General features: G+C 40.0%; 25 protein-coding genes, 1 tRNA gene, 1 other RNA gene and 4 pseudogenes. 16 read left to right on the forward strand and 15 right to left on the reverse strand.

Annotation, left to right across the window (positions count from 1 at the left end):
- Positions 1-74: 74 nt before the first annotated feature.
- A pseudogene (locus QHG57_RS09425) lies at positions 75-278 on the forward strand (5-(carboxyamino)imidazole ribonucleotide synthase); the annotation flags it as partial.
- Between the two features lie 271 nt (positions 279-549).
- Here the strand turns inward: QHG57_RS09425 and QHG57_RS09430 are convergent.
- Entirely contained in the window at positions 550-732 is a 183-nt protein-coding gene (locus tag QHG57_RS09430) for a hypothetical protein (protein ID WP_330169190.1), read from the reverse strand.
- A complete protein-coding gene (locus QHG57_RS09435) occupies positions 729-878 on the reverse strand; it encodes a hypothetical protein (protein ID WP_330168085.1) in 150 nt (49 codons plus the stop codon). Before QHG57_RS09435 ends, QHG57_RS09430 begins: the two co-directional genes overlap by 4 nt.
- A 1,457-nt stretch (positions 879-2,335) precedes the next feature.
- Between QHG57_RS09435 and QHG57_RS09440 the strand changes: the two genes are divergently transcribed.
- The 4 genes from QHG57_RS09440 (at position 2,336) to QHG57_RS09455 (ending at position 5,693) form a co-directional block, all read left to right on the forward strand.
- Positions 2,336-2,716: a hypothetical protein gene (locus QHG57_RS09440; protein WP_330169191.1), complete on the forward strand. Its 381-nt coding sequence runs from the start codon at positions 2,336-2,338 to the stop codon at positions 2,714-2,716.
- Between the two features lie 1,541 nt (positions 2,717-4,257).
- The gene (gene ykgO / locus QHG57_RS09445) at positions 4,258-4,383 is read left to right on the forward strand and encodes a type B 50S ribosomal protein L36 (RefSeq protein ID WP_013545486.1); all 126 of its coding nucleotides are present in this window, start codon (positions 4,258-4,260) and stop codon (positions 4,381-4,383) included.
- 142 nt (positions 4,384-4,525) lie between these two features.
- The gene (locus QHG57_RS09450) at positions 4,526-5,311 is read left to right on the forward strand and encodes a tetratricopeptide repeat protein (protein WP_330168091.1); all 786 of its coding nucleotides are present in this window, start codon (positions 4,526-4,528) and stop codon (positions 5,309-5,311) included.
- 163 nt (positions 5,312-5,474) lie between these two features.
- The gene (locus tag QHG57_RS09455; protein ID WP_330169192.1) at positions 5,475-5,693 is read left to right on the forward strand and encodes a hypothetical protein; all 219 of its coding nucleotides are present in this window, start codon (positions 5,475-5,477) and stop codon (positions 5,691-5,693) included.
- A 601-nt stretch (positions 5,694-6,294) separates the two neighbouring features.
- Here QHG57_RS09455 and QHG57_RS09460 read toward each other — a convergent pair.
- The 4 genes from QHG57_RS09460 to QHG57_RS09475 are packed head-to-tail and all read right to left on the reverse strand — an operon-like array spanning position 6,295 to position 7,826.
- The gene (locus tag QHG57_RS09460) at positions 6,295-6,795 is read right to left on the reverse strand and encodes a hypothetical protein (RefSeq protein WP_330169193.1); all 501 of its coding nucleotides are present in this window, start codon (positions 6,793-6,795) and stop codon (positions 6,295-6,297) included.
- A gap of 32 nt (positions 6,796-6,827) precedes the next feature.
- Positions 6,828-6,992 (reverse strand): hypothetical protein, encoded by a 165-nt coding sequence (locus tag QHG57_RS09465; RefSeq protein WP_330169194.1) that lies wholly within the window; start codon positions 6,990-6,992, stop codon positions 6,828-6,830.
- A 49-nt stretch (positions 6,993-7,041) separates the two neighbouring features.
- A complete protein-coding gene (locus tag QHG57_RS09470) occupies positions 7,042-7,272 on the reverse strand; it encodes a DNA polymerase (RefSeq protein WP_330168095.1) in 231 nt (76 codons plus the stop codon).
- Positions 7,257-7,826 carry a hypothetical protein gene (locus tag QHG57_RS09475; protein WP_330168096.1) on the reverse strand — a complete coding sequence of 190 codons (570 nt, stop codon included), beginning with the start codon at positions 7,824-7,826 and terminating at the stop codon, positions 7,257-7,259. The genes QHG57_RS09470 and QHG57_RS09475 overlap by 16 nt, the downstream gene beginning before the upstream one ends.
- Positions 7,827-8,123: 297 nt before the next feature.
- On the opposite strand from QHG57_RS09475, the gene QHG57_RS09480 reads away from it, so the two are divergent.
- The 10 genes and pseudogenes from QHG57_RS09480 to QHG57_RS09525 all read left to right on the forward strand — a co-directional run bounded on the left by QHG57_RS09480 (position 8,124) and on the right by QHG57_RS09525 (position 12,234).
- Complete coding sequence (locus QHG57_RS09480; RefSeq protein ID WP_330169195.1) at positions 8,124-8,417, forward strand: hypothetical protein; 294 nt, start codon at positions 8,124-8,126, stop codon at positions 8,415-8,417.
- Positions 8,418-8,555: 138 nt separating this feature from the next.
- Positions 8,556-8,716: non-coding RNA, 6S RNA (ssrS, locus tag QHG57_RS09485), on the forward strand.
- Between the two features lie 155 nt (positions 8,717-8,871).
- Positions 8,872-9,403: pseudogene (locus QHG57_RS09490) on the forward strand (5-formyltetrahydrofolate cyclo-ligase); the annotation flags it as partial.
- A 348-nt stretch (positions 9,404-9,751) separates the two neighbouring features.
- Positions 9,752-9,883 carry a hypothetical protein gene (locus QHG57_RS09495; RefSeq protein WP_330168098.1) on the forward strand — a complete coding sequence of 44 codons (132 nt, stop codon included), beginning with the start codon at positions 9,752-9,754 and terminating at the stop codon, positions 9,881-9,883.
- Positions 9,884-9,950: 67 nt separating this feature from the next.
- Positions 9,951-10,082, forward strand: coding sequence for a hypothetical protein (locus QHG57_RS09500; RefSeq protein ID WP_330169196.1), 132 nt, complete (start codon positions 9,951-9,953; stop codon positions 10,080-10,082).
- A 67-nt stretch (positions 10,083-10,149) separates the two neighbouring features.
- The gene (locus QHG57_RS09505) at positions 10,150-10,281 is read left to right on the forward strand and encodes a hypothetical protein (protein WP_330169196.1); all 132 of its coding nucleotides are present in this window, start codon (positions 10,150-10,152) and stop codon (positions 10,279-10,281) included.
- Positions 10,282-10,348: 67 nt separating this feature from the next.
- Positions 10,349-10,480 carry a hypothetical protein gene (locus QHG57_RS09510; RefSeq protein ID WP_330168098.1) on the forward strand — a complete coding sequence of 44 codons (132 nt, stop codon included), beginning with the start codon at positions 10,349-10,351 and terminating at the stop codon, positions 10,478-10,480.
- Positions 10,481-10,547: 67 nt separating this feature from the next.
- Positions 10,548-10,679: a hypothetical protein gene (locus tag QHG57_RS09515; RefSeq protein ID WP_330169196.1), complete on the forward strand. Its 132-nt coding sequence runs from the start codon at positions 10,548-10,550 to the stop codon at positions 10,677-10,679.
- A 76-nt stretch (positions 10,680-10,755) separates the two neighbouring features.
- On the forward strand, positions 10,756-11,394 hold the full coding sequence (locus tag QHG57_RS09520) for a 5-formyltetrahydrofolate cyclo-ligase (RefSeq protein WP_330169592.1): 639 nt from the start codon (positions 10,756-10,758) through the stop codon (positions 11,392-11,394).
- Positions 11,395-11,412: 18 nt separating this feature from the next.
- Positions 11,413-12,234 (forward strand): TIGR00282 family metallophosphoesterase, encoded by an 822-nt coding sequence (locus QHG57_RS09525; protein ID WP_330168759.1) that lies wholly within the window; start codon positions 11,413-11,415, stop codon positions 12,232-12,234.
- Between the two features lie 625 nt (positions 12,235-12,859).
- Here QHG57_RS09525 and QHG57_RS09530 read toward each other — a convergent pair.
- The 8 genes and pseudogenes from QHG57_RS09530 to QHG57_RS09565 all read right to left on the reverse strand — a co-directional run bounded on the left by QHG57_RS09530 (position 12,860) and on the right by QHG57_RS09565 (position 18,912).
- Positions 12,860-13,264, reverse strand: a complete 405-nt coding sequence (locus QHG57_RS09530; RefSeq protein ID WP_330169197.1) for a helix-turn-helix domain-containing protein — start codon at positions 13,262-13,264, stop codon at positions 12,860-12,862.
- A gap of 243 nt (positions 13,265-13,507) precedes the next feature.
- Positions 13,508-13,915: a helix-turn-helix domain-containing protein gene (locus QHG57_RS09535; RefSeq protein ID WP_330169198.1), complete on the reverse strand. Its 408-nt coding sequence runs from the start codon at positions 13,913-13,915 to the stop codon at positions 13,508-13,510.
- Between the two features lie 245 nt (positions 13,916-14,160).
- On the reverse strand, positions 14,161-14,553 hold the full coding sequence (locus tag QHG57_RS09540) for a helix-turn-helix domain-containing protein (protein ID WP_330169199.1): 393 nt from the start codon (positions 14,551-14,553) through the stop codon (positions 14,161-14,163).
- 246 nt (positions 14,554-14,799) lie between these two features.
- A complete protein-coding gene (locus QHG57_RS09545; protein ID WP_330169200.1) occupies positions 14,800-15,384 on the reverse strand; it encodes a helix-turn-helix domain-containing protein in 585 nt (194 codons plus the stop codon).
- 288 nt (positions 15,385-15,672) lie between these two features.
- A pseudogene (locus tag QHG57_RS09550) lies at positions 15,673-16,231 on the reverse strand (carboxyvinyltransferase); the annotation flags it as partial.
- Between the two features lie 270 nt (positions 16,232-16,501).
- Positions 16,502-17,030 (reverse strand): annotated as a pseudogene (locus QHG57_RS09555) (carboxyvinyltransferase); the annotation flags it as partial.
- A 264-nt stretch (positions 17,031-17,294) separates the two neighbouring features.
- Positions 17,295-18,590 (reverse strand): UDP-N-acetylglucosamine 1-carboxyvinyltransferase, encoded by a 1,296-nt coding sequence (gene murA, locus QHG57_RS09560; RefSeq protein ID WP_330168102.1) that lies wholly within the window; start codon positions 18,588-18,590, stop codon positions 17,295-17,297.
- A 175-nt stretch (positions 18,591-18,765) separates the two neighbouring features.
- Entirely contained in the window at positions 18,766-18,912 is a 147-nt protein-coding gene (locus QHG57_RS09565; protein WP_330168103.1) for a hypothetical protein, read from the reverse strand.
- A 176-nt stretch (positions 18,913-19,088) separates the two neighbouring features.
- On the opposite strand from QHG57_RS09565, the gene QHG57_RS09570 reads away from it, so the two are divergent.
- Positions 19,089-19,163: transfer RNA gene (locus tag QHG57_RS09570), tRNA-Thr, on the forward strand.
- 192 nt (positions 19,164-19,355) lie between these two features.
- Here the strand turns inward: QHG57_RS09570 and QHG57_RS09575 are convergent.
- Positions 19,356-19,487 (reverse strand): hypothetical protein, encoded by a 132-nt coding sequence (locus QHG57_RS09575; RefSeq protein ID WP_330169201.1) that lies wholly within the window; start codon positions 19,485-19,487, stop codon positions 19,356-19,358.
- Between the last annotated feature and the right edge of the window lie 396 nt (positions 19,488-19,883).

Consider the following 19,883-nt stretch of genomic DNA (forward strand, 5'->3'; position numbering starts at 1 on the left):
AAACAATACTCGACAACCCAGCTTCTTACCCAAACCGCTTCACATCTCAGCCCCCCAAAACAAAGCCTCACCCCTCACTTTGCGGACTTCCCTTAGGCAGTCCCTATCGCCATAGCGATTGCCAAATGACAAATCTTCTTGGTAACAATTTAAGCATGTTAAAATATTTTCTCACGCAAGAGCGTACCTCGATCCATTTATATGGCAAAAGCACTGTTCACCCCCACCGCAAAATGGGGCATGTCATCCAATTAATGGGACCAGCTAGCAAATCTTAAGCCCACCTATAAAGACGCTTTTCTCCTACAAAGACGGAAAAAACAACCTCCCCCCACACACACAGAGAGACCATCCACGTGGCTCAACAAGCGCCCCACCCCTTCAACTCTCCACTCCCGTCAACGCACCACCTCTTCCCCACATCCTCTCACACCATTCCACGCCATGCCAAAAGCCCAACATGACAAAAGCACGTACAATACATAAATCCACAAATCCCCACGTCCTTGAACTTCCGCTCCACTTTTACAGAATCGCGTTTTTACGCTTTTACATCTTTACAGCAATTAACCAAATGAAACTTCCACCCAACCCCGCACTGCTCTGTAAACAATACTCGACACCCCAGCTTCTTACCCAAACCGCTTCACATCTCAGCCCCCCAAAACAACCTCCCCCAATACCGAGAAACCATCCACGCAGGTTCACAACAAGCGCGCCCCACCCCTTCAACTCTCCACTCCCGTCAACGCACCACCTCTTCCCCACATCCTCTCACACCATTCCACACCATGCCAAAAGCCCAACATGACAAAAACACACACAATACATAAATCCCCACGTCCTTGAATTTCCCCTTCACTTTTACAGATCCACATTTTTACGCTTTTACATCTTTACAGCAATTAACCAAATGAAAAGTTCACCCACCCCGCACTGCTCTGTAAACAATACTCGACAACCCAGCTTCTTACCCAAGCCCCACACACAATTCACCACCCCCAAACAAAGTCTCACCCAACACCGAGAGACCATCCACGCAGGTTCACAACAAGCGCGCGCCCCCCTTCAACCCTCCACCTCCGGACAGGGCTTCACACCCTCCTACAAGCCCTGCTCTTTTAAAATATCACCCCCCTCGCCCCAAACCGCTTCACATCTCACCACCCCAAAACAAAGCCTCACCCAACACCGAGAGACCATCCACGTGGCTCAACAAGCGCCCCACCCCTTCAACTCTCCACCTCCGGACAGGGCTTCACACCCTCCTACAAGCCCTGCTCTTTTAAAATATCACCTCTTCTCGCCCCAAACCGCTTCACACATCTTCCCCCCTCATCCAACATGTTACCTCCAGGCAGTGTTATTTTCCCATGATAGAGGCAGCTCCTTCATTTTCCTTTTAATCCAAATCTTTAGGAAATAGACTAATCTATTGCGCCCCTAGATACCAATCCACAATGCGCTTTTATTGTCTCTAGCCTCTCTTCTTATATTCATTTTTTCACAAAAGCATTTTCACAAAAGCATCGTTTTATTTTTTCATAAAACCGCTGCAAAGAGATAAAACATATTACTCTGCCCAAACAACTCTCGCAAACGCAGCCCAATATTGGCAAGATAGCCCCTCCAGCATAGCAGCTTCCCTCTCTCTTTTTTTCTTAACGGATAGAAGACTTTGTTCCTTTCATTCATCCGCTCAACATCTTTCTCGAAAAAGTTTCCTCAACGTCCTCGAACGGCTTAAATTGCCTCTTTACAGATCAATTTTTCTTCTCTCACGCGCCCCTCTTTTCAGCGCATCAGTTGTCCCACCTTTTCTTTAAGCTTGTTAAGACAAGGAATTATAAGGCGCATCACAAGCATAGAATGCTCATTGATTTTATGGCATATTTTTATTGCATCACGCACAGTTCTTTATGAACTCCCTTAGTAAACATACTTTGTTTACGCATACTCTATAATCACCCAATAAGAGACTGTTTGTAACTCTTTATTCTACTCAGCAATGACATCCGTCAAAACCAACAGACCCGCACTTCACAAAGTTCCAAATTTTTTCTCGATGCAAGCTTCTTTGAAGAGCACCTAATAGCACCCTTAATTGACAAAGTATAAATGTTTATTTTATTACCCTGATAAAGCTAAATTATACTTTTTAATACTATCAGTTTAATAATATAATTGCCTTTAAAACGCTTATTTAGCAAAAAAAATACTTCATTTATAATAATAACAAAATAATTTCGCTTGTATCTTATTTTAATATGTGATTAATGTTCAGCACAAACTTAGATCTTTTTATAGCAAAAATACCATACAAAAGGGGAAAGTAATGGAGGGTATCTCTTCAAACAAACTCAAAAATGAAAACAATGAAAGTAAAGAAGCAACTTTAAATGAGGCACAGCCTGTTCCTCCCAAAAAACGTAAAGGGGGTCCATTTAGACACATGTTGTTCCTCTTTCTTTTAACCTTTCGTAAACCCATTGTTCTCGTAACGAAAATCCTGTCGATAGGCTTTTTATTAATGACAGGATTTCTTTGTATAGCGTACCTCGTAGGAGGAAGAGAGGCACTGCCCCTATCGGTTGGGATACCAATGATCATTATGTCAGCCCTCTTTGGCATTGGCAACATGTATATAAATTGGTATTATGACATACTTTTGTTACGTTTATCGCCAGATAATGTGAACCTTTCACTCTTTCAATAAACATCATCGTAGACCGCCCTTGGGAAGGTCAAATTTTTTCTGCAATATGGATATTAAAAGGAATTCAAACCACCCACATTCAAGAGCCAAGGCCTATTTTCAATATACTGGCTCCCTCACTGGATGATTTGAATTCCCCATCTGCTCGACAATATCCAGCAATCCACCCCACTTAGAAATAATTGGGTTGCCACGTAGAGGTAATTGGACACGTAGAGGTTAATTGGGGTTGCAAAGAATCATAAACTATTGCCCTAAAAGAGAAATTTATGCATAATCTTTCACTCTAACAGCACACTAACAGCACAGATTTAATCCCTCATTAAAAGTGCCAAGCGCTCCGCTCCGTTTCTGATCTCCACATCAAAGATATAATTACAGAATGCGATTACAGCACTAAGCTTATCCATTCCCAAACCAAACATCCTCTCAGCCCTCAGGTGAAATAAAAAGCCTCAAACAGAAGACACTTGTGTTACCAATTTACGCACTTATTTTAACACGCGCTTATTTTAAAGAAACACTTGGCCAATGCACATTGCCACCACTTCACAACAGCCCCCCCATCATAGAGCATAAAAGCTCTCGATAATAGCATAACATTCATAGTGCACCACCCTCTTCAGGCTTATAAAGCATAAACACCATTCTCATCACACTGCTTTGCCAGTCCCCAATGTTGCAACACTCTCTTGCACTTGAAAGCATTTATAAAAGACCGTTTTATTCCTTATCTTCAAGTGTTTTCACCCATACACCAACCCCGCTTGTGATATGCAAGAAGCAAATGCTATGGTTAAAGATGCACAGATTGGCAATAAAAAACCTTAACACTATGCGAGACTCTTAAGTTTACTATGTTTACTATGAACAATAGAAATTTATCCTTATCAATTCATCACATTTATCTTCATCATGCGGTTTATTTTCTAGTTTTTAAGAATAAGCCTTAAGAATATCATCACAGACTAACAAAAAACACCTCATGATATAAATTTTACATGAACCTTACTAAACGATGATATTTTACTGAGCAACAGGATTATTTTCTCACAAATAAGAAGCTCTTAGCTTGTTTTCATTCTTTATCCTTTTTTTATACTTTTTGCGAGAATATTTTTACCTTCAAGGCAACCATTAACATAGCATAGGAAATGTATAATACACCCTTGACAAGAATAAGACTTCTTGTTAAATCTCCCTTGCTTTTTTTGCAATTTTCACTTATTCGTTGTGCTAATGAAGTGTGTTAATGCGTACCTTAAGGGTGCGTTTTTCTTTTTGTGATCACAGTGAAAAAGTGTATCGTGTAATGTTATGCTGCAAATACAATACCGCAATGTAATGTTCACCACAATGTAATGTTCACCGCAATGTAATGTTCATTGAGTGAGCAGTGTATTGGGGTTGTAATATTATATTGGGGTTGTAATATTGTATTTGGGTTGTAATATTATATTTTTGTGTTTTAATGCTGTATTATAGTTTTTAATGCTATATTATAGTATTGTGTTACGTAAACTGTTTAAACGGTGAATATTATGAAAATTAAAAATTCGCTTAAAGCACTAAAGGAGCGCCACCGTAACAATCGTTTGGTGCGTCGTAAAGGTCGTATTTATATTCTTAATAAAACGAACCCGCGTTTTAGAGCGCGTCAGGGCTAATTCTTTTAGGATTAATGTTTTTATGCCTACTTTATTGTAGGCTTAAAAATTTTTTCTTAAGATTTTTTTGGTTATAAGTCCGTTGGTTACGAGTCCATTGTTTGATAAAATTTGGTGATTTATCTTTTGGGGGCTTGTTTTTATGGGTTCTTCTATTTTTTTAAAAGCTTTTCGATTTTCTCAGCTGCGTTTTTTCTGTATTTTCCAGCGCATTTTTTTTCTTTCTTTTGTTGGCGTTTTTTGTTTTGTTTCTTCTGGATATGGGCAAAATCCTCCTTCACTTCCTGAAGATCGTCCTTCTCCACAATCGCTTTTACCGTTAGATGATCTTATCCCCAATTCTCCTACCCCTTCCTCAACGCTCTCCGATTCTAATTCATCTGCGATTATTCTTGAAGATTTTGACTCAGAGCAGCTTTCTCATGTTGACAGAATTAAGCAACGCAAAGAAGCAGAAATTTTACGTTTACTAAAAGAGTTGAAATATTGTGCTGATGTTTCTCAAGCGAAAAAGATCAGTCAACAACTTCAACATTTATGGTCCCAATCGGGGAGTGAAACGATTGATCTTTTAATGTCATGGGCTGAAAATGCGATCAGTAGCGACGATTATGGGCTTGCGCTTGATTATATTGATAATGCTCTTGCACTTTTACCTACTCACGCTGAAGCTTGGGTAAGACGCGCTTGGATTCACATTCAACTGAGCGATTTCAAGCTTGCCATGCTTGATCTCAACCATGCTCTTGAACTTGAGCCGCGCAACTATATAGCTTTTTTTGAACTTGGCATTACCATGGAAGCAACAGAGCATCCAGAACTTGCTCTTAAAGCTTATGAAACAGCATTAAACTATTACCCACAAATGCGCAGGATTCAAAAGCGCGTGCAAGCCCTGTTGGACGAACAAGCACCGCAAGCTCTGTGAACACATTCAAGAACAAGACGCCATCCTTTCAAACTTGGATAAGACACAAAGCCGGCTCTACATCCCACTCAATAAACTAAAAACCCCAGCTTATAACCACACCATGAAACATCCCCTATATCTCACGCAACTATAGAGCTTTTTTTTAAAACTTGGCATTACCATGGAAGCAACAGAGCATCCAGAACTTGCTCTTAAAGCTTATGAAACAGCATTAAACTATTACCCACAAATGCGTTTGAACCTGTTTTGTATTGAAGGCAGCGTCCAAACACTTCCAATACACCGCACCTACAGCATTTCTTCTCATAGCAAGCAAACGCTTCATGCCTGCGTCCTCTTCACACCACCTCTTTTTTTCACATCCCTCCATCATGGATAAAAAATTTGTAAAACACGAACCTCAAAAAATATTTTTTGAAAAAGTTTAAAACATTACTTAGCATCTCTGATAAACTATTATCATTTGTTTTTTATTTTTATGAGCTTCAACCTAGAGCAGCACATACCATATAGGCTCTTCTCCACCCCTCAAAATTGATAAAACAACAATAAAATATGGCTTCACGAGGCAAAAGTTTCAAAAACGCAATATCAGTTAAACCAATATTCTTGAATAAGAAATATCCCCCATCAAAACTCCTCCAAGCATTCCCCCGAAATATAAAAATCAAGCGATTACCAATGAATATCCTCACCTCAAAGCACGAAGTTTCTTAACCCGCCCCGGTCTGTAAATAATCTGAATTCTAGCAGGCTTCACTTGGTTTCCCACGTATGGGATTTCCTTAAACTTAAAGCTCGACAAACAACCTTAAGGACATTCACCACACACATTAAAAACACTTAAACCTATCAAGGAGGCAATCTTATATTGCCAGTAAATAACAGTATGTTACGCCAGAACAAGATAAAATTTGATACTCTCACGCCTTTCTATGCACGTTTTCATCTCCCAGTATACTCACTTTTCCTATTTTCCTTTAAATTGGAACAAATCTTTCTATTGGGTATAGACCACCAACACCCATTTCAAAACCTGTCATTTTAACTCTTTTACCAAGTTGAAAATCATCCAATGACTTGATGTGAGGCGTTAATTTGTCAGAAGGTATATATGGGCAAACTGCTTGAAAAGTATTATCTTCAAATTGCAAACAATATCGACGACGAGCTAAATATTTAGCTGCTATAATTTTCTTTTTATTTTCTAATTTCCAAGCCCCTATTTTAGAGGGATGAATATCTAATTTTTTAGCATTTTCAGTTTTGAAACAACGGATACTATCAGTGTCACAATAGATGAAGTTTTCAAGTCCAATTTTGTAAATAGACTCAATTAAAAACATACGAGCATAGCTTGCAGCAAATAAAGCAATTGGTAAATAATCACATTTTTGGAATATTGTTTCACCCCCAATAAATCTAAGGACATCATTTTCAAATTCGATATATCTTTTAATTCTATGAGGACGTTCAGCCATTTTTCCACATAATGAATTAAGAAACATTTTTCCTATTCTGCTGATTTTTTATCTGAAGAATTTTTCAATTCAAAAAATTCATCAATATAATCAGTGAAACGGTCATCTCTTGCTTTAAATAGATAACCATCTAATAATTCCAAATTTTGGTAGTGATAAGATTGTTTAAACAATTCAAATTCTTGTAATGTTAACATGAATATTTTTTTATGTTCACATTCATATTCAGATAAAATTTGTAAATATTCAACACCCCCAGATGATGATTGTGTTATTATTTAAAATAGGTATTTTATTTTCTCTTAATTCTGCTGAATTTATATAAAATCTTTGAAGACCTAGAGGATGTAAGTCATTAGTTTTAATTTTACCTTTTTTATAAAGAGGTGCCCCTACAGGTAATTGTTTTAACATCATAGCAGGGCCCATACTATTGACATCATAAATTTCAATTTCTTTATTTATGAATTTACCCATATATCTATTAAAAAACAAAAACCACCGTCATTTGCTTTTCTTAAAATCTTCTCCTCATCTTCTTCTAAAGATGGGAATAAATATGTTTCTGCTTTAATTTTTGTAAATTTTTTAAACATTTTTTCTGACCATACAGCTTTAGCATCGGCCGCGAAAGTCATTTTATTTCTTCCCCATTGGAGTCTTTTTTTGAGAGCAATAGCTAATCCCTTGCTTTCATTCACACAACAGTCGATATCATTTTGTTGAATAATAACATCATCAATATACTCAAAGGGAGAAGCTTCACTTTGTTTTAAATCGGTAAAAGCTGTTATTATGTCTTGCAAAGGAACTAAAAATAACTCTAATGAATCGAATAGATAAACTCTTTTTGATTTATTTGATTGAAATGCAAGTTCCGATTTAAGAACTCTATCATTTTGCGAGATAAAATCATAAAATTTAGGTGTTATAAGATCATTTTGATTAAAATGACACCATGATCGAATAATAGCATAATCATAGTTTAGGTTATAAGCATAAAATCTTGTACTGTTTTCTATTTTTTTCACAAATTCTAAAAAAGTCTAACAGGATCACCATCGTTTATTGTAAAAACAGTGATATCTGTTAGATCTTCAACATTAACAATTGCAACCATATAGGGCTTAACAGGTTCTTTACTTAACAGGTTCTTTAATTGTCATCTTGAAAGTAAAAGTATATAATTTTCTAAAGTTAATAGGTTTCATGTTTCCTCCCTCTTTAGATTTTTCACCTCTTTATTGTGTTACTTCATTCTAAAGACAAAAAATATTTATCTTTTACTATATTTCGCTCTTCACGAGTACTCTCATAGTCTTCTCCCCGTGATTGGTGATGCCTTTTTAGACTTAGAAAATCATAGAAACGAAAAGAAAAATCATAGAAACGAAAAGCGTTCACAATTTTCCCTCAAAATTGATAAAACAGCCCTGAAATATTCCCTACAAGGCAAAAACTTCAAAGACGCAACGTCAGTTAAACCAATATTCTTGAATAAGAAATATCCCCCATCAAAACTCCTCCAAGCATTCCCCCTAAAACATAAAAATCAAGCGATTGCCATAAAAATTCTGCTTCACTTTACCTGCCCCCACTTATGTTTTTTTTACTTTGAATAAGCCGTCCCTCCATCATACAGCCAGTTCCAGCAGCCACCCGCAATATCATCCCCCCCTCTTGAAAAACTTTATGAAAAATAAGAGCTTTAAGTTATTTTATCTCTAGCAGAAACTCTAAAATTGTTTTATATTAAGGAGGGTGTTCTGCGCTTCTCGACAGGAAATAACGTATTCCTGAGACCTTAGTGATCTCCAAGGGAGCTGTCCCTGATCAAGCCCGTGGGCTTTTTCATATGGCGCCCACCTATTTGTATAGGTTCCCGGGATCAGCTTTTTCCATCGGCTGTTGTGGATCACCCTTTTTACATCAGTAAAACTTTTTTTACCCATAAATTTCCCCCCAAAAATTGATCATGCCCTTTTGCACAAGCCCCTCTTTGTCTATTTTGTCTATGAAGCTCTCTTTTCTATGAGCCAAAGAGCAATATGCTCTTTTCAAGAAATCAAAATGACGATGGGTTTTATTTTACAAAACAGACAGCACTTACAAAAAAATCCTCTCTGTGAAGCTGCTTTATCCCTTCGCACGACAAACAGCGCAAAAGCGGTTTATCACGTCGTGATGCTCTTTTAATAGAAGAGCGCGCACTTTTTTCGCAGCGTGCTTGTTGCCATTTTATGGAGTACCTTGAAAAAAAGGGAACAGATTTTTCACGCCTCATTTTAGCAGGCTATTGGCCCATTAGATCGGAAATTGACCCGCGTCCTTTACTGGATGCTGTAGCGTTACACGGTGGGCGTTTAGCCTTACCAGCAGTGCTTGATTCCACTACCATGATTTTCCGTGCATTTTCGTCCAACACGATTTTAGAGCCGATGCGCTTTGGCACCTTTGGTCCAGGTGCAGACAATAGCGTTGTTGTTCCCAATAATATTATTGTCCCGCTTTCTGCTTTTGATCGTCAATGCCACCATCTTGGCTATGGAGGAGAGGATATTATGACCGTGCGGTTGAAGCCCTTGAAAAACAAGGACATCAAATAACACAAAATCCTCTCTGTGAAGCTGCTTTATCCCTTCGCACAACAAACAGCGCAAAAGCGGTTTATCACGTCGTGATGCTCTTTTAATAGAAGAGCGCGCACTTTTTTCACGCGCACAGCGCTTATCCATAAAGCGATTTACAAAACGCCAATAATGAATAAAATGCCAGCATCTTATAAAACAATTGACGAAATAATGACACAAAATCCTCTGTGAAGCTGCTTTATCCCTTCGCACGACAAACAGCGCAAAAGCGGTTTATCACGTCGTGATGCTCTTTTAATAGAAGAGCGCGCACTTTTTTCACGCGCACAGCGCTTATCCATAAAGCGATTTACAAAACGCCAATAATGAATAAAATGCCAGCATCTTATAAAACAATTGACGAAATAATGACACAAAATCCTCTCTGTGAAGCTGCTTTATCCCTTCGCACGACAAACAGCGCAAAAGCGGTTTATCACGTCGTGATGCTCTTTTAATAGAAGAGCGCGCACTTTTTTCACGCGCACAGCGCTTATCCATAAAGCGATTTACAAAACGCCAATAATGAATAAAATGCCAGTATCTTATAAAACAATTGACGAAATAATGACACAAAATCCTCTCTGTGAAGCTGCTTTATCCCTTCGCACGACAAACAGCGCAAAAGCGGTTTATCACGTCGTGATGCTCTTTTAATAGAAGAGCGCGCACTTTTTTCACGCGCACAGCGCTTATCCATAAAGCGATTTACAAAACGCCAATAATGAATAAAATGCCAGTATCTTATAAAACAATTGACGAAATAATGACACAAAATCCTCTCTGTGAAGCTGCTTTATCCCTTCGCACGACAAACAGCGCAAAAGCAGTTTATCACGTCGTGATGCTCTTTTAATAGAAGAGCGCGCACTTTTTTCACGCGCACAGCTCTTATCCATAAAGCGATTTACAAAACGCCAATAATGAATAAAATGCCAGCATCTTATAAAACAATTGACGAAATAATGACACAAAATCCTCTCTGTGAAGCTGCTTTATCCCTTCGCACGACAAACAGCGCAAAAGCAGTTTATCACGTCGTGATGCTCTTTTAATAGAAGAGCGCGCACTTTTTTCACGCGCACAGCGCTTATCCATAAAGCGATTTACAAAACGCCAATAATGAATAAAATGCCAGTATCTTATAAAACAATTGACGAAATAATGACACAAAATCCTCTCTGTGAAGCTGCTTTATCCCTTCGCACGACAAACAGCGCAAAAGCAGTTTATCACGTCGTGATGCTCTTTTAATAGAAGAGCGCGCACTTTTTTCACGCGCACAGCGCTTATCCATAAAGCGATTTACAAAACGCCAATAATGAATAAAATGCCAGTATCTTATAAAACAATTGACGAAATAATAACACAAAATCCTCTCTGTGAAGCTGCTTTATCCCTTCGCACACAGCAGCGCAAAAGCGGTTTATCACGTCGTGATGCTCTTTTAATAGAAGAGCGCGCACTTTTTTCGCAGCGTGCTTGTTGCCATTTTATGGAGTACCTTGAAAAAAAGGGAACAGATTTTTCACGCCTCATTTTAGCAGGCTATTGGCCCATTAGATCGGAAATTGACCCGCGTCCTTTACTGGATGCTGTAGCGTTACACGGTGGGCGTTTAGCCTTACCAGCAGTGCTTGATTCCACTACCATGATTTTCCGTGCATTTTCGTCCAACACGATTTTAGAGCCGATGCGCTTTGGCACCTTTGGTCCAGGTGCAGACAATAGCGTTGTTGTTCCCAATAATATTATTGTCCCGCTTTCTGCTTTTGATCGTCAATGCCACCGTCTTGGCTATGGAGGAGGATATTATGACCGTGCGGTTGAAGCCCTTGAAAAACAAGGACATCAAATAACATTATGGGGCATGGGCTTTTCATGTCAGGAGGTTTCCTCTATTCCCGCAGCAGAACATGATCTACAGGTACAGGGCATTTTTACAGAAAAAGGTTTCTTAAAATGTTAAAATGTGATTAAAGCACCTATGCGTTTTTTATTTTTAGGTGACATTGTTGGTAACACAGGCTGTAAAGCCGTTTTTGAACATCTACCTCAACTGATTGAGCAATGGCGACTTGATTTTGTTGTGGTGAATGGTGAAAATGCTTCCAGTGGTTTTGGTCTCACACAAGAGACGTATCAAGATCTTTTGATGATCGGTATTGATGTTGTTACCTCGGGCAATCATGCTTTTTCTCACAAAGAAGCATTGCAGTATGCCCATGAGAATGATCGTTTTTTACGCCCTGCCAATTTTTCGAAAGAAACTCCTGGAAGAGGTGCTTGTGTTTTTACAGCCAAAAATGGAGCCCGTGTTCTTGTCGCCAATGTGTTGGGCTCCATTTTTATGCCGTGCAAAGTAGAAGATCCATTTGCAACAGCGGAAAATATTCTGCTCGCCTGTTCATTGATAGAACAAGCCGATGCGATTATTTTTGACTTTCACGCAGAAACGACAAGCGAGAAGCAATGTTTTGGCCATTTTCTTGATGGCCGTGTGAGTGTTATCGTTGGCACACATACGCATATTCCCACGGCTGACGCGCAAATCTTAGAAGGTGGGAGCGCCTATTTAACGGATGCAGGCATGTGTGGAGATTACAACTCATCTCTTGGAATGGATAAAGAAGAACCCTTACACCGTTTTCTTTATAAAACGAGGCAAAATCGTTTTGAACCAGCATGTGGTCCCGCCACCCTTTGTGGTTTAGCGGTTGAGATTTCAGATCGAACAGGTTTAGCAGAAAAGGTCTCGGCAGTACGAATTGGTCCTCATTTAAAGCCTGAAGTTCCAGATTTTTGGTAGCTTTTTTCAGCCGTCCCTTTGATGATCACTCTCCACTGTGCGCCCCTTTGGATGATTGTTCTCCAATGTTTCCTTTTGAGAATTCTTTTTGGCAAGATAATTTTTCAAGCCCTTCCCAAAATTTTTCTCCCCTAAAACGCCACACCCCTGAATTTGCCTAATACACAACTTTTCTAGTACAATTGACCTCCTCCCCACATCTCAAAGGATGGAGATTCCTACCGGTCACCGACCTATCAACAGTCCAGCCTCTCGCGGCAGGTTCCTCCTGCTAACCACTTCATGCAGTTCACTTCATAGGTGCGACAAACAAGCCCGGCCCTGAATACTGATCACGATATCTAAAAAACACTCAATATGTAAAGATTTTCATGCCTTATATCACCGCTCGAAACAACGGTGTTTTACGGCATAACATAATAGGATAAGTCACTCTTTAAAAAAGAGGTTAAGTCACTCTTAAAAAAAAGGGTAAAGAGTAAAATCTTTCATGATTTTTAAAATGAAGAGAAGGAGGCCCCATTGGGACATTTCTGCGGGGGGGGGGAAATGTTAACCCCCTTCTCTAAAAAAGGGTTTATATAATAATTTATTATTTAGCAAGAGATTCTTTTATTTTTTTACTCTAATGAGAAATTAACCATAAGACTGCTTTCTGCTTTTTAGATTTGAGCTCTCTAAAACTTTTCAAAAGCAAATATTCTTGTTCGCTATAGGTGCATTGATCATGATGTGAGTGATTTTCTTTTACGGAAATATCGGCTGTTAAAAAATCCGCATAAAAAAAGCTCATAGGAACTTGCAATTTTTTAGCAATTTCCAGTAAACACCCGGCACCAATACGATTGGAACCTTTTTCATATTTTTGGATTTGTTGGAAACTAACGCCTAAAAATCTCCCCAATTCTTTTTGAGAAAGCCCCATGGCAATGCGTCTATGACGAATTTTTCGACCGATCGAAATATCGTTAAAGTGTGGATTTTTAGCTTTCACTTCAAGCTCCCCTGCCGGTTGCGAGCGCCCTCGCATAAGTATTCCGGGAGTCAAAAACACTGAGTTCAGTCAGCTTTTTTGCTTTTAGTGCTAGAGCGCACCTGGACATGGCAAAAACTCCCGGAATTCCGGGATACCCACAAGAGTAGGTCATTTTTACGCTCGGATTTTAGGGCTTTCAGACCCTACTGATCGCTGCGTAGACGACCAAAGTCACAATGTTATTCATAAAGCAATTTCAGGAAATTGGCAATAAAATTTAAAACAGTCTTTTTTATCTCATGAGACAATCAAACACAAAATAGCTTTCCTTTTCTTAGGTTTGAGCTCTCTAAAACTTTTCAAAAGAATGTGCTCTTCTTGGCTTGAGATCCTTTCATCGCAGGAGCACAAGACATTTTCTTTTACGGAAATATCGGCTGTTAAAAAATCCGCATAAAAAAAGCTCATAGGAACTTGCAATTTTTTAGCAATTTCCAGTAAACACCCGGCACCAATACGATTGGCGCCTTTTTCATATTTTTGGATTTGTTGGAAACTAACGCCTAAAAATCTCCCCAATTCTTTTTGAGAAAGCCCCATGGCAATGCGTCTATGACGAATTTTTCGACCAATCGAAATATCGTTAAAGTGTAGATTTTTAGCTTTCACTTCAAGCTCCCCTGCCGGTTGCGAGCGCCCTCGCATAAGTATTCCGGGAGCCTGAAAGCACTGACCTCGAATCAGCTTTTTGCTTTTAGTGCTAGAGCGCACCTGGACATAGCAAAAACTCCCGGAATTCCGGGACACCCACAAAAGTAGGTTAATTTTATGTATCGAGGTTTCGGGCTTTCAGTTCCCTATTGATCGTCGCGTATACGACCAAACTCACCTTTAAGGTATAAAGCAATTTCAGGAGATTTACAATAAAAATTAAAACAGTGTTTTTTATCTCATGAGACAATCAAACACAAAATAGCTTTCCTTTTCTTAGGTTTGAGCTCTCTAAAACTTTTCAAAAGGATGTGCTCTTCTTTACTTACGATCCCTTCATCACAAGGATCCAAGGCGTTTTCTTTTGTTGAGAGATCCGCATAAAAAAAGGAAATGGGAACATTGAGAATATCAGCAATTTCTTGTAAACGCCCCGCTCCTATACGATTAGAGCCTTTTTCATATTTTTGGATTTGTTGAAAAGTCACACCTAACTGGCTGCCTAATTGCTTTTGCGACATTCCGATCATTGTTCTTTTAAAGCGAATTTTTCGACCGATCGAAATATCGTTAAAGTGTAGATTTTTAGCTTTCACTTCAAGCTCCCCTGCCGGTTGCGAGCGCCCTCGCATTGGTATTCCGGGAGTCAAAAACACTGAATCCGAGTCAGCTTTTTTGCTTTTAGTGCTAGAGCGCACCTGGACATAGCAAAAACTCCCGGAATTCCGGGACACCCACAAAAGTAGGTTCATTTTTACGCTCGGATTTTAGGGGTTTTTGAATCCCTCTTGGTCGCTGCGTATACGACCAAACTCACCTTTAAGGTATAAAGCAATTTCAGGAGATTTACAATAAAAATTAAAACAGTGTTTTTTATCTCATGAGACAATCAAACACAAAATAGCTTTCCTTTTCTTAGGTTTGAGCTCTCTAAAACTTTTCAAAAGAATGTGCTCTTCTTTACTTACGATCCCTTCATCACAAGGATCCAAGGCGTTTTCTTTTGTTGAGAGATCAGCGTAAAAAAAGGAAATGGGAACATTGAGAATATCAGCAATTTCTTGTAAACGCCCCGCTCCTATACGATTAGAGCCTTTTTCATATTTTTGGATTTGTTGAAAAGTCACACCTAACTGGCTGCCTAATTGCTTTTGCGACATTCCGATCATTGTTCTTTTAAAGCGAATTTTTCGACCGATCGAAATATCGTTAAAGTGTGGATTTTTAGCTTTCACTTCAAGCTCCCCTGCCAGTTGCGAGCGCCCTCGCATTGGTATTCCGGGAGTTGAAAGAGCTGAAACTTGACTCAGCCTTTTGCTTTTAGTGCTAAAGAGCACCTGGACATAACAAAAGCTCCCGGAAATCCGGGATATCCATAAAGCTGGATAAATACGTGTCTCAAGTTTCGGGTCTTTCATTCCCTGTTGATCGCTGCGTAGACGACCAAAACATTCTCTTACCAATAAAGCAATTTCAGGAAATTGGCAATAAAATTTAAAACAGTGTTTGTTTTATGAACCCCACCCGCCTCTCAAACGCTTATGCTCGCTTTCCAAAACCATGCAATAAGACCTGCGGTTTATTGAGAAGGTTAACAAACCTTGATTCTTGAGATCAAGCCCCCCAAAGCCCCCCCCCAAAAAGCATTGTGCTAAAACACCCCCCAAAGCACACCTGAAAGCACGCCGCCAACAACATCCACCCCAAGCAACCTCTCCAAAGCCATTCTTTGGGGCATATCTTTGAAAGATTTACACGGTAATGCGTTGGATTTTTGCACCACAACGGATTAATTTTTCTTCTAATCTTTCAAAGCCACGATCAAGATGATAGACACGATTGACGATTGTTTCCCCCTTTGCCGCCCCCCCTTTTACCGTCATGTAAAAAGATAAGAGGGCCGCAATAACAAGAGAAACAACAAGCGCGTAAATCCGTCGCCATGACGGGAGCCCCTTGCAAACCCTCTGTTCCATAAACGGTTGCCCTCTGCCCATCAAGCTTTATTTGCGCCCTCAAACGATTGAGTTCTTGAACATGCATAAACCGATTTTCAAAAATCGTCTCTGTAATATGCGCAATGCCTTCAGCCCGTGTCATGAGCGCCATAAACTGCGCCTGGAGATCCGTTGGAAAAGCAGGATAAGGTCCAGTTTTAATATCAACGGGCATAATTTTTGTTTTCTTTGGATTTCGCTTAACGTGAATTCCTTGAGGTTCTATTTGTATTTCGAGTCCTGTTTTTTGGAGAACCTTAAGCACTTTTGTGAGATGGTTAGGATTTGCATTTTGAAGAAAAACATCTCCCCCTCAAAAAACAACCATAAAAATCATACCTTTGAAAGATGAAAGGGGGCTCTTTAGAAAATCATCAAAACCACCCCAAATTCAAGCACAAAAGCCCAAATTCAAGCACAAAAGAAAACAAACCATTAAAAAAACACGCATCGTCCTATCCCCCTCCCAAATGCCCTTCAAGTACACCCCAAAACATGGCCCTTACCCACCTTAAGGCATGCCGCCCACACAACAAGCCAAAGTATTCAGTACATCTTTGAAAGATTTACAAGTTTGAAAGATTTACACGGTGATGCGTTGGATTTTTGCACCACAACGGATTAATTTTTCTTCTAATCTTTCAAAGCCACGATCAAGATGATAGACACGATTGACGATTGTTTCCCCCTTTGCCGCCAATGCCGCAATAACAAGAGAAACAACAAGCGCGTAAATCCGTCGCCATGACGGGAGCCCCTTGCAAACCCTCTGTTCCATAAACGGTTGCCCTCTGCCCATCAAGCTTTATTTGCGCCCTCAAACGATTGAGTTCTTGAACATGCATAAACCGATTTTCAAAAATCGTCTCTGTAATATGCGCAATGCCTTCAGCCCGTGTCATGAGCGCCATAAACTGCGCCTGGAGATCCGTTGGAAAAGCAGGATAAGGTCCAGTTTTAATATCAACGGGCATAATTTTTGTTTTCTTTGGATTTCGCTTAACATGAATTCCTTGAGGTTCTATTTGTATTTCGAGTCCTGTTTTTTGGAGAACCTTAAGCACTTTTGTGAGATGGTTAGGATTTGCATTTTGAAGAAAAACATCTCCCCCTCAAAAAACAACCATAAAAATCATACCTTTGAAAGATGAAAGGGGGCTCTTTAGAAAATCATCAAAACCACCCCAAATTCAAGCACAAAAGCCCAAATTCAAGCACAAAAGAAAACAAACCATTAAAAAAACACGCATCGTCCTATCCCCCTCCCAAATGCCCTTCAAGCACACCCCAAAACATGGCCCTTACCCACCTTAAGGCATGCCGCCCACACAAACAGTATTCAGTACATCTTTGAAAGATTTACAAGTTTGAAAGATTTACACTGTAATGCGTTGGATTTTTGCACCACAACGGATTAATTTTTCTTCTAATCTTTCAAAGCCACGATCAAGATGATAGACACGATTGACGATTGTTTCCCCCTTTGCCGCCAATGCCGCAATAACAAGAGAAACAGAAGCGCGTAAATCCGTCGCCATGACGGGAGCCCCTTGCAAACCCTCTGTTCCATAAACGGTTGCCCTCTGCCCATCAAGCTTTATTTGCGCCCCTAAACGATTGAGTTCTTGAACATGCATAAACCGATTTTCAAAAATCGTCTCTGTAATATGCGCAATGCCTTCAGCCCGTGTCATGAGCGCCATAAACTGCGCCTGGAGATCCGTTGGAAAAGCAGGATAAGGTCCAGTTTTAATATCAACGGGCATAATTTTTGTTTTCTTTGGATTTCGCTTAACGTGAATTCCTTGAGGTTCTATTTGTATTTCGAGTCCTGTTTTTTGGAGAACCTTAAGCACTTTTGTGAGATGGTTAGGATTTGCATTTTGAAGAAAAACATCTCCCCCTGTCATAGCCACAGCCATTGCATATGTCCCCGCTTCGATTCGATCAGCAATAACACGTATTTTTGTCCCTTTAAGTTTTTTAACTCCTTCAATTATAAGCGTTGTTGTTCCTTCACCGGTTATTTGAGCTCCCATAGCATTCAGGGTTCGAATAAGGTTTGCCACTTCTGGTTCACAAGCCGCATTCTCAAGAACGGTTGTTCCCTTTGCCAGTGTCGCCGCCATCAGTAATACATGTGTTCCACCAACAGTGACTTTAGGGAACCGGTAGTGGGCACCTTTTAATCCCTTTGGTGCTTTTGCATGAACATATCCATTTTCGATAGTAATCTGTGCGCCTAAACTTTTAAGTCCTTCAAGGATAAAATCAACGGGTCTTGTTCCAATAGCGCATCCTCCAGGAAGCGAAACATAAGCCTCTAAGCACCGTGCAAGCAGAGGTCCGATAACCCAAAAGCTTGCGCGCATTTTTTTCACCAGTTCGTAGGGTGCCCGTGTTGTCGCTATTTTTTGCGCAGTAAAATGAATTGTTCTTGAATTGACACACTCATCGTTAAACTCTTGTCCATCAACGGCATATCCAACACCATGATTATTGAGAATACGAATAAGCAGTTCGACATCGGCCAGATGTGGAATATTTTCTAAAGTAAGCGTTTCTTCTGTCAAAAGCGCTGCAATCATAAGAGGCAATGCAGCATTTTTTGCCCCTGAGATAGGAATTCTTCCTTTAAGTTGTTCTCCTCCAACAATTTGAATAGCATCCATCGTGTTTTCCCTCTTTTCCTTTGTGCCTACCCTTCCAAAGGTTTTCCCCCTTCGGGAAGTTATGCTTTATTAATCGTTTTTAAAACGCATTCTAAATATGAGAACAAACTATTGAGAAGTTTGGTTGCAAAGCTTCACTAAAAAACATTTTTTGCATTTTAGAGCTTTTTGCATTTTAGAGCTCTGATTGCGCTCTTTTTCTGCTTTGCTCTTTTCGACGTTTCAGGTTTTGACGCAATTGTTGCGCCAATCTTTCTTGCCGTCGTTTTTCTTTTTCATCTTGATGATTACTTTCATCTTGTTTTTGATGCATTTGTGCCATTGCGCAACCTTATGAACAGTGCTGAGCTTCTATCCAAGCAACTCATAGCCTTAAATATTTAAGCGTATAAGAGACATATGTCATGACATAAGATAGGTTTTCTTGCAAGAATATACAAATGTTCTCTTGCCTATTTTCTGACAATATGGCACAAGACAGCGCAAAGATTGAAAAGGGCTGCGGTAGCTCAGTGGTAGAGCACTCCCTTGGTAAGGGAGAGGTCGAGAGTTCAATCCTCTCTCGCAGCACCATTTTGTTTATTCTTCTCTTACCCCCCTTCTCTTGTCCCACAAACATCAATCACCTCTATCGAATCCTCCATCAACGAAAATATCATACGCAGCATTCGCTCCCCAGTGAAAAAAGCTCTTGCTTTATTTATTGCTGCCCCCCCTAACCCAGCTGACCGACACCTTTCCCCAACACGCCCCCCACAATTTCTCCTATATAAGGCTCTTTTCTTCATGTCCCCCTGTCCCCATACCGACGAAAACTCCCCCAAGCTCCCCCTCCCCAAAAACGAAAGCATAACGCACACCACTATCACCGCCATAAAAAAGCACCTGCCCTTTCATAAGGGCCCCCCCCTAATACTCAACATAAAAGCTCCCAAAACCCGCACCCCAATAGGTCTAAACAAGCTTTAACGCTCTCACTTCCCTCTTTACATTTTCCTCCATTTCCCAGCATGTTTTCACTTATCACGCCAAGCTCCCTCCTTGCATGCCCCGAAAACACCCCTCTTGCTTTTCCCCCTTTGTTTTCCTCTTTATAGAACTTGTTTATAGAACTTGCCCCGCATCAACGCTGTACAGATCCCTTTCTTCCCCGCCTCATTTTCATTTTTCAGCATGTTTTCGTGTCACTCCAAGCCCACTGATAGTTACTTCCCCCCCATTTCCTCAATCCCCCCACACACACAATGAACCCAGCAGAGCGAGACCTTTCCCCCTGGCAAAGCGCCCACAATT

Origin of the sequence: Bartonella grahamii subsp. shimonis (assembly GCF_036327415.1) — a bacterium.
Classification (GTDB): Bacteria; Pseudomonadota; Alphaproteobacteria; order Rhizobiales; family Rhizobiaceae; genus Bartonella; species Bartonella shimonis.

What these genes read in the sequence shown, in the direction of transcription:
- QHG57_RS09455 (WP_330169192.1), top strand. Translation starts at nt 5,475, where the DNA reads ATGGAAGCAACAGAGCATCCAGAACTTGCTCTTAAAGCTTATGAAACA.
- QHG57_RS09535 (WP_330169198.1), bottom strand. Translation starts at nt 13,915, where the DNA reads ATGCGAGGGCGCTCGCAACCGGCAGGGGAGCTTGAAGTGAAAGCTAAA.
- murA (WP_330168102.1), bottom strand. Translation starts at nt 18,590, where the DNA reads ATGGATGCTATTCAAATTGTTGGAGGAGAACAACTTAAAGGAAGAATT.
- QHG57_RS09465 (WP_330169194.1), bottom strand. Translation starts at nt 6,992, where the DNA reads ATGTTAACATTACAAGAATTTGAATTGTTTAAACAATCTTATCACTAC.
- QHG57_RS09460 (WP_330169193.1), bottom strand. Translation starts at nt 6,795, where the DNA reads ATGGCTGAACGTCCTCATAGAATTAAAAGATATATCGAATTTGAAAAT.
- QHG57_RS09440 (WP_330169191.1), top strand. Translation starts at nt 2,336, where the DNA reads ATGGAGGGTATCTCTTCAAACAAACTCAAAAATGAAAACAATGAAAGT.
- QHG57_RS09505 (WP_330169196.1), top strand. Translation starts at nt 10,150, where the DNA reads ATGAATAAAATGCCAGTATCTTATAAAACAATTGACGAAATAATGACA.
- QHG57_RS09525 (WP_330168759.1), top strand. Translation starts at nt 11,413, where the DNA reads ATGCGTTTTTTATTTTTAGGTGACATTGTTGGTAACACAGGCTGTAAA.
- QHG57_RS09540 (WP_330169199.1), bottom strand. Translation starts at nt 14,553, where the DNA reads ATGCGAGGGCGCTCGCAACCGGCAGGGGAGCTTGAAGTGAAAGCTAAA.
- QHG57_RS09510 (WP_330168098.1), top strand. Translation starts at nt 10,349, where the DNA reads ATGAATAAAATGCCAGCATCTTATAAAACAATTGACGAAATAATGACA.
- ykgO (WP_013545486.1), top strand. Translation starts at nt 4,258, where the DNA reads ATGAAAATTAAAAATTCGCTTAAAGCACTAAAGGAGCGCCACCGTAAC.
- QHG57_RS09495 (WP_330168098.1), top strand. Translation starts at nt 9,752, where the DNA reads ATGAATAAAATGCCAGCATCTTATAAAACAATTGACGAAATAATGACA.
- QHG57_RS09435 (WP_330168085.1), bottom strand. Translation starts at nt 878, where the DNA reads ATGTGGATCTGTAAAAGTGAAGGGGAAATTCAAGGACGTGGGGATTTA.
- QHG57_RS09515 (WP_330169196.1), top strand. Translation starts at nt 10,548, where the DNA reads ATGAATAAAATGCCAGTATCTTATAAAACAATTGACGAAATAATGACA.
- QHG57_RS09530 (WP_330169197.1), bottom strand. Translation starts at nt 13,264, where the DNA reads ATGCGAGGGCGCTCGCAACCGGCAGGGGAGCTTGAAGTGAAAGCTAAA.
- QHG57_RS09565 (WP_330168103.1), bottom strand. Translation starts at nt 18,912, where the DNA reads ATGGCACAAATGCATCAAAAACAAGATGAAAGTAATCATCAAGATGAA.
- QHG57_RS09575 (WP_330169201.1), bottom strand. Translation starts at nt 19,487, where the DNA reads ATGAAAGGGCAGGTGCTTTTTTATGGCGGTGATAGTGGTGTGCGTTAT.
- QHG57_RS09520 (WP_330169592.1), top strand. Translation starts at nt 10,756, where the DNA reads ATGCCAGTATCTTATAAAACAATTGACGAAATAATAACACAAAATCCT.
- QHG57_RS09500 (WP_330169196.1), top strand. Translation starts at nt 9,951, where the DNA reads ATGAATAAAATGCCAGTATCTTATAAAACAATTGACGAAATAATGACA.
- QHG57_RS09450 (WP_330168091.1), top strand. Translation starts at nt 4,526, where the DNA reads ATGGGTTCTTCTATTTTTTTAAAAGCTTTTCGATTTTCTCAGCTGCGT.
- QHG57_RS09470 (WP_330168095.1), bottom strand. Translation starts at nt 7,272, where the DNA reads ATGGGTAAATTCATAAATAAAGAAATTGAAATTTATGATGTCAATAGT.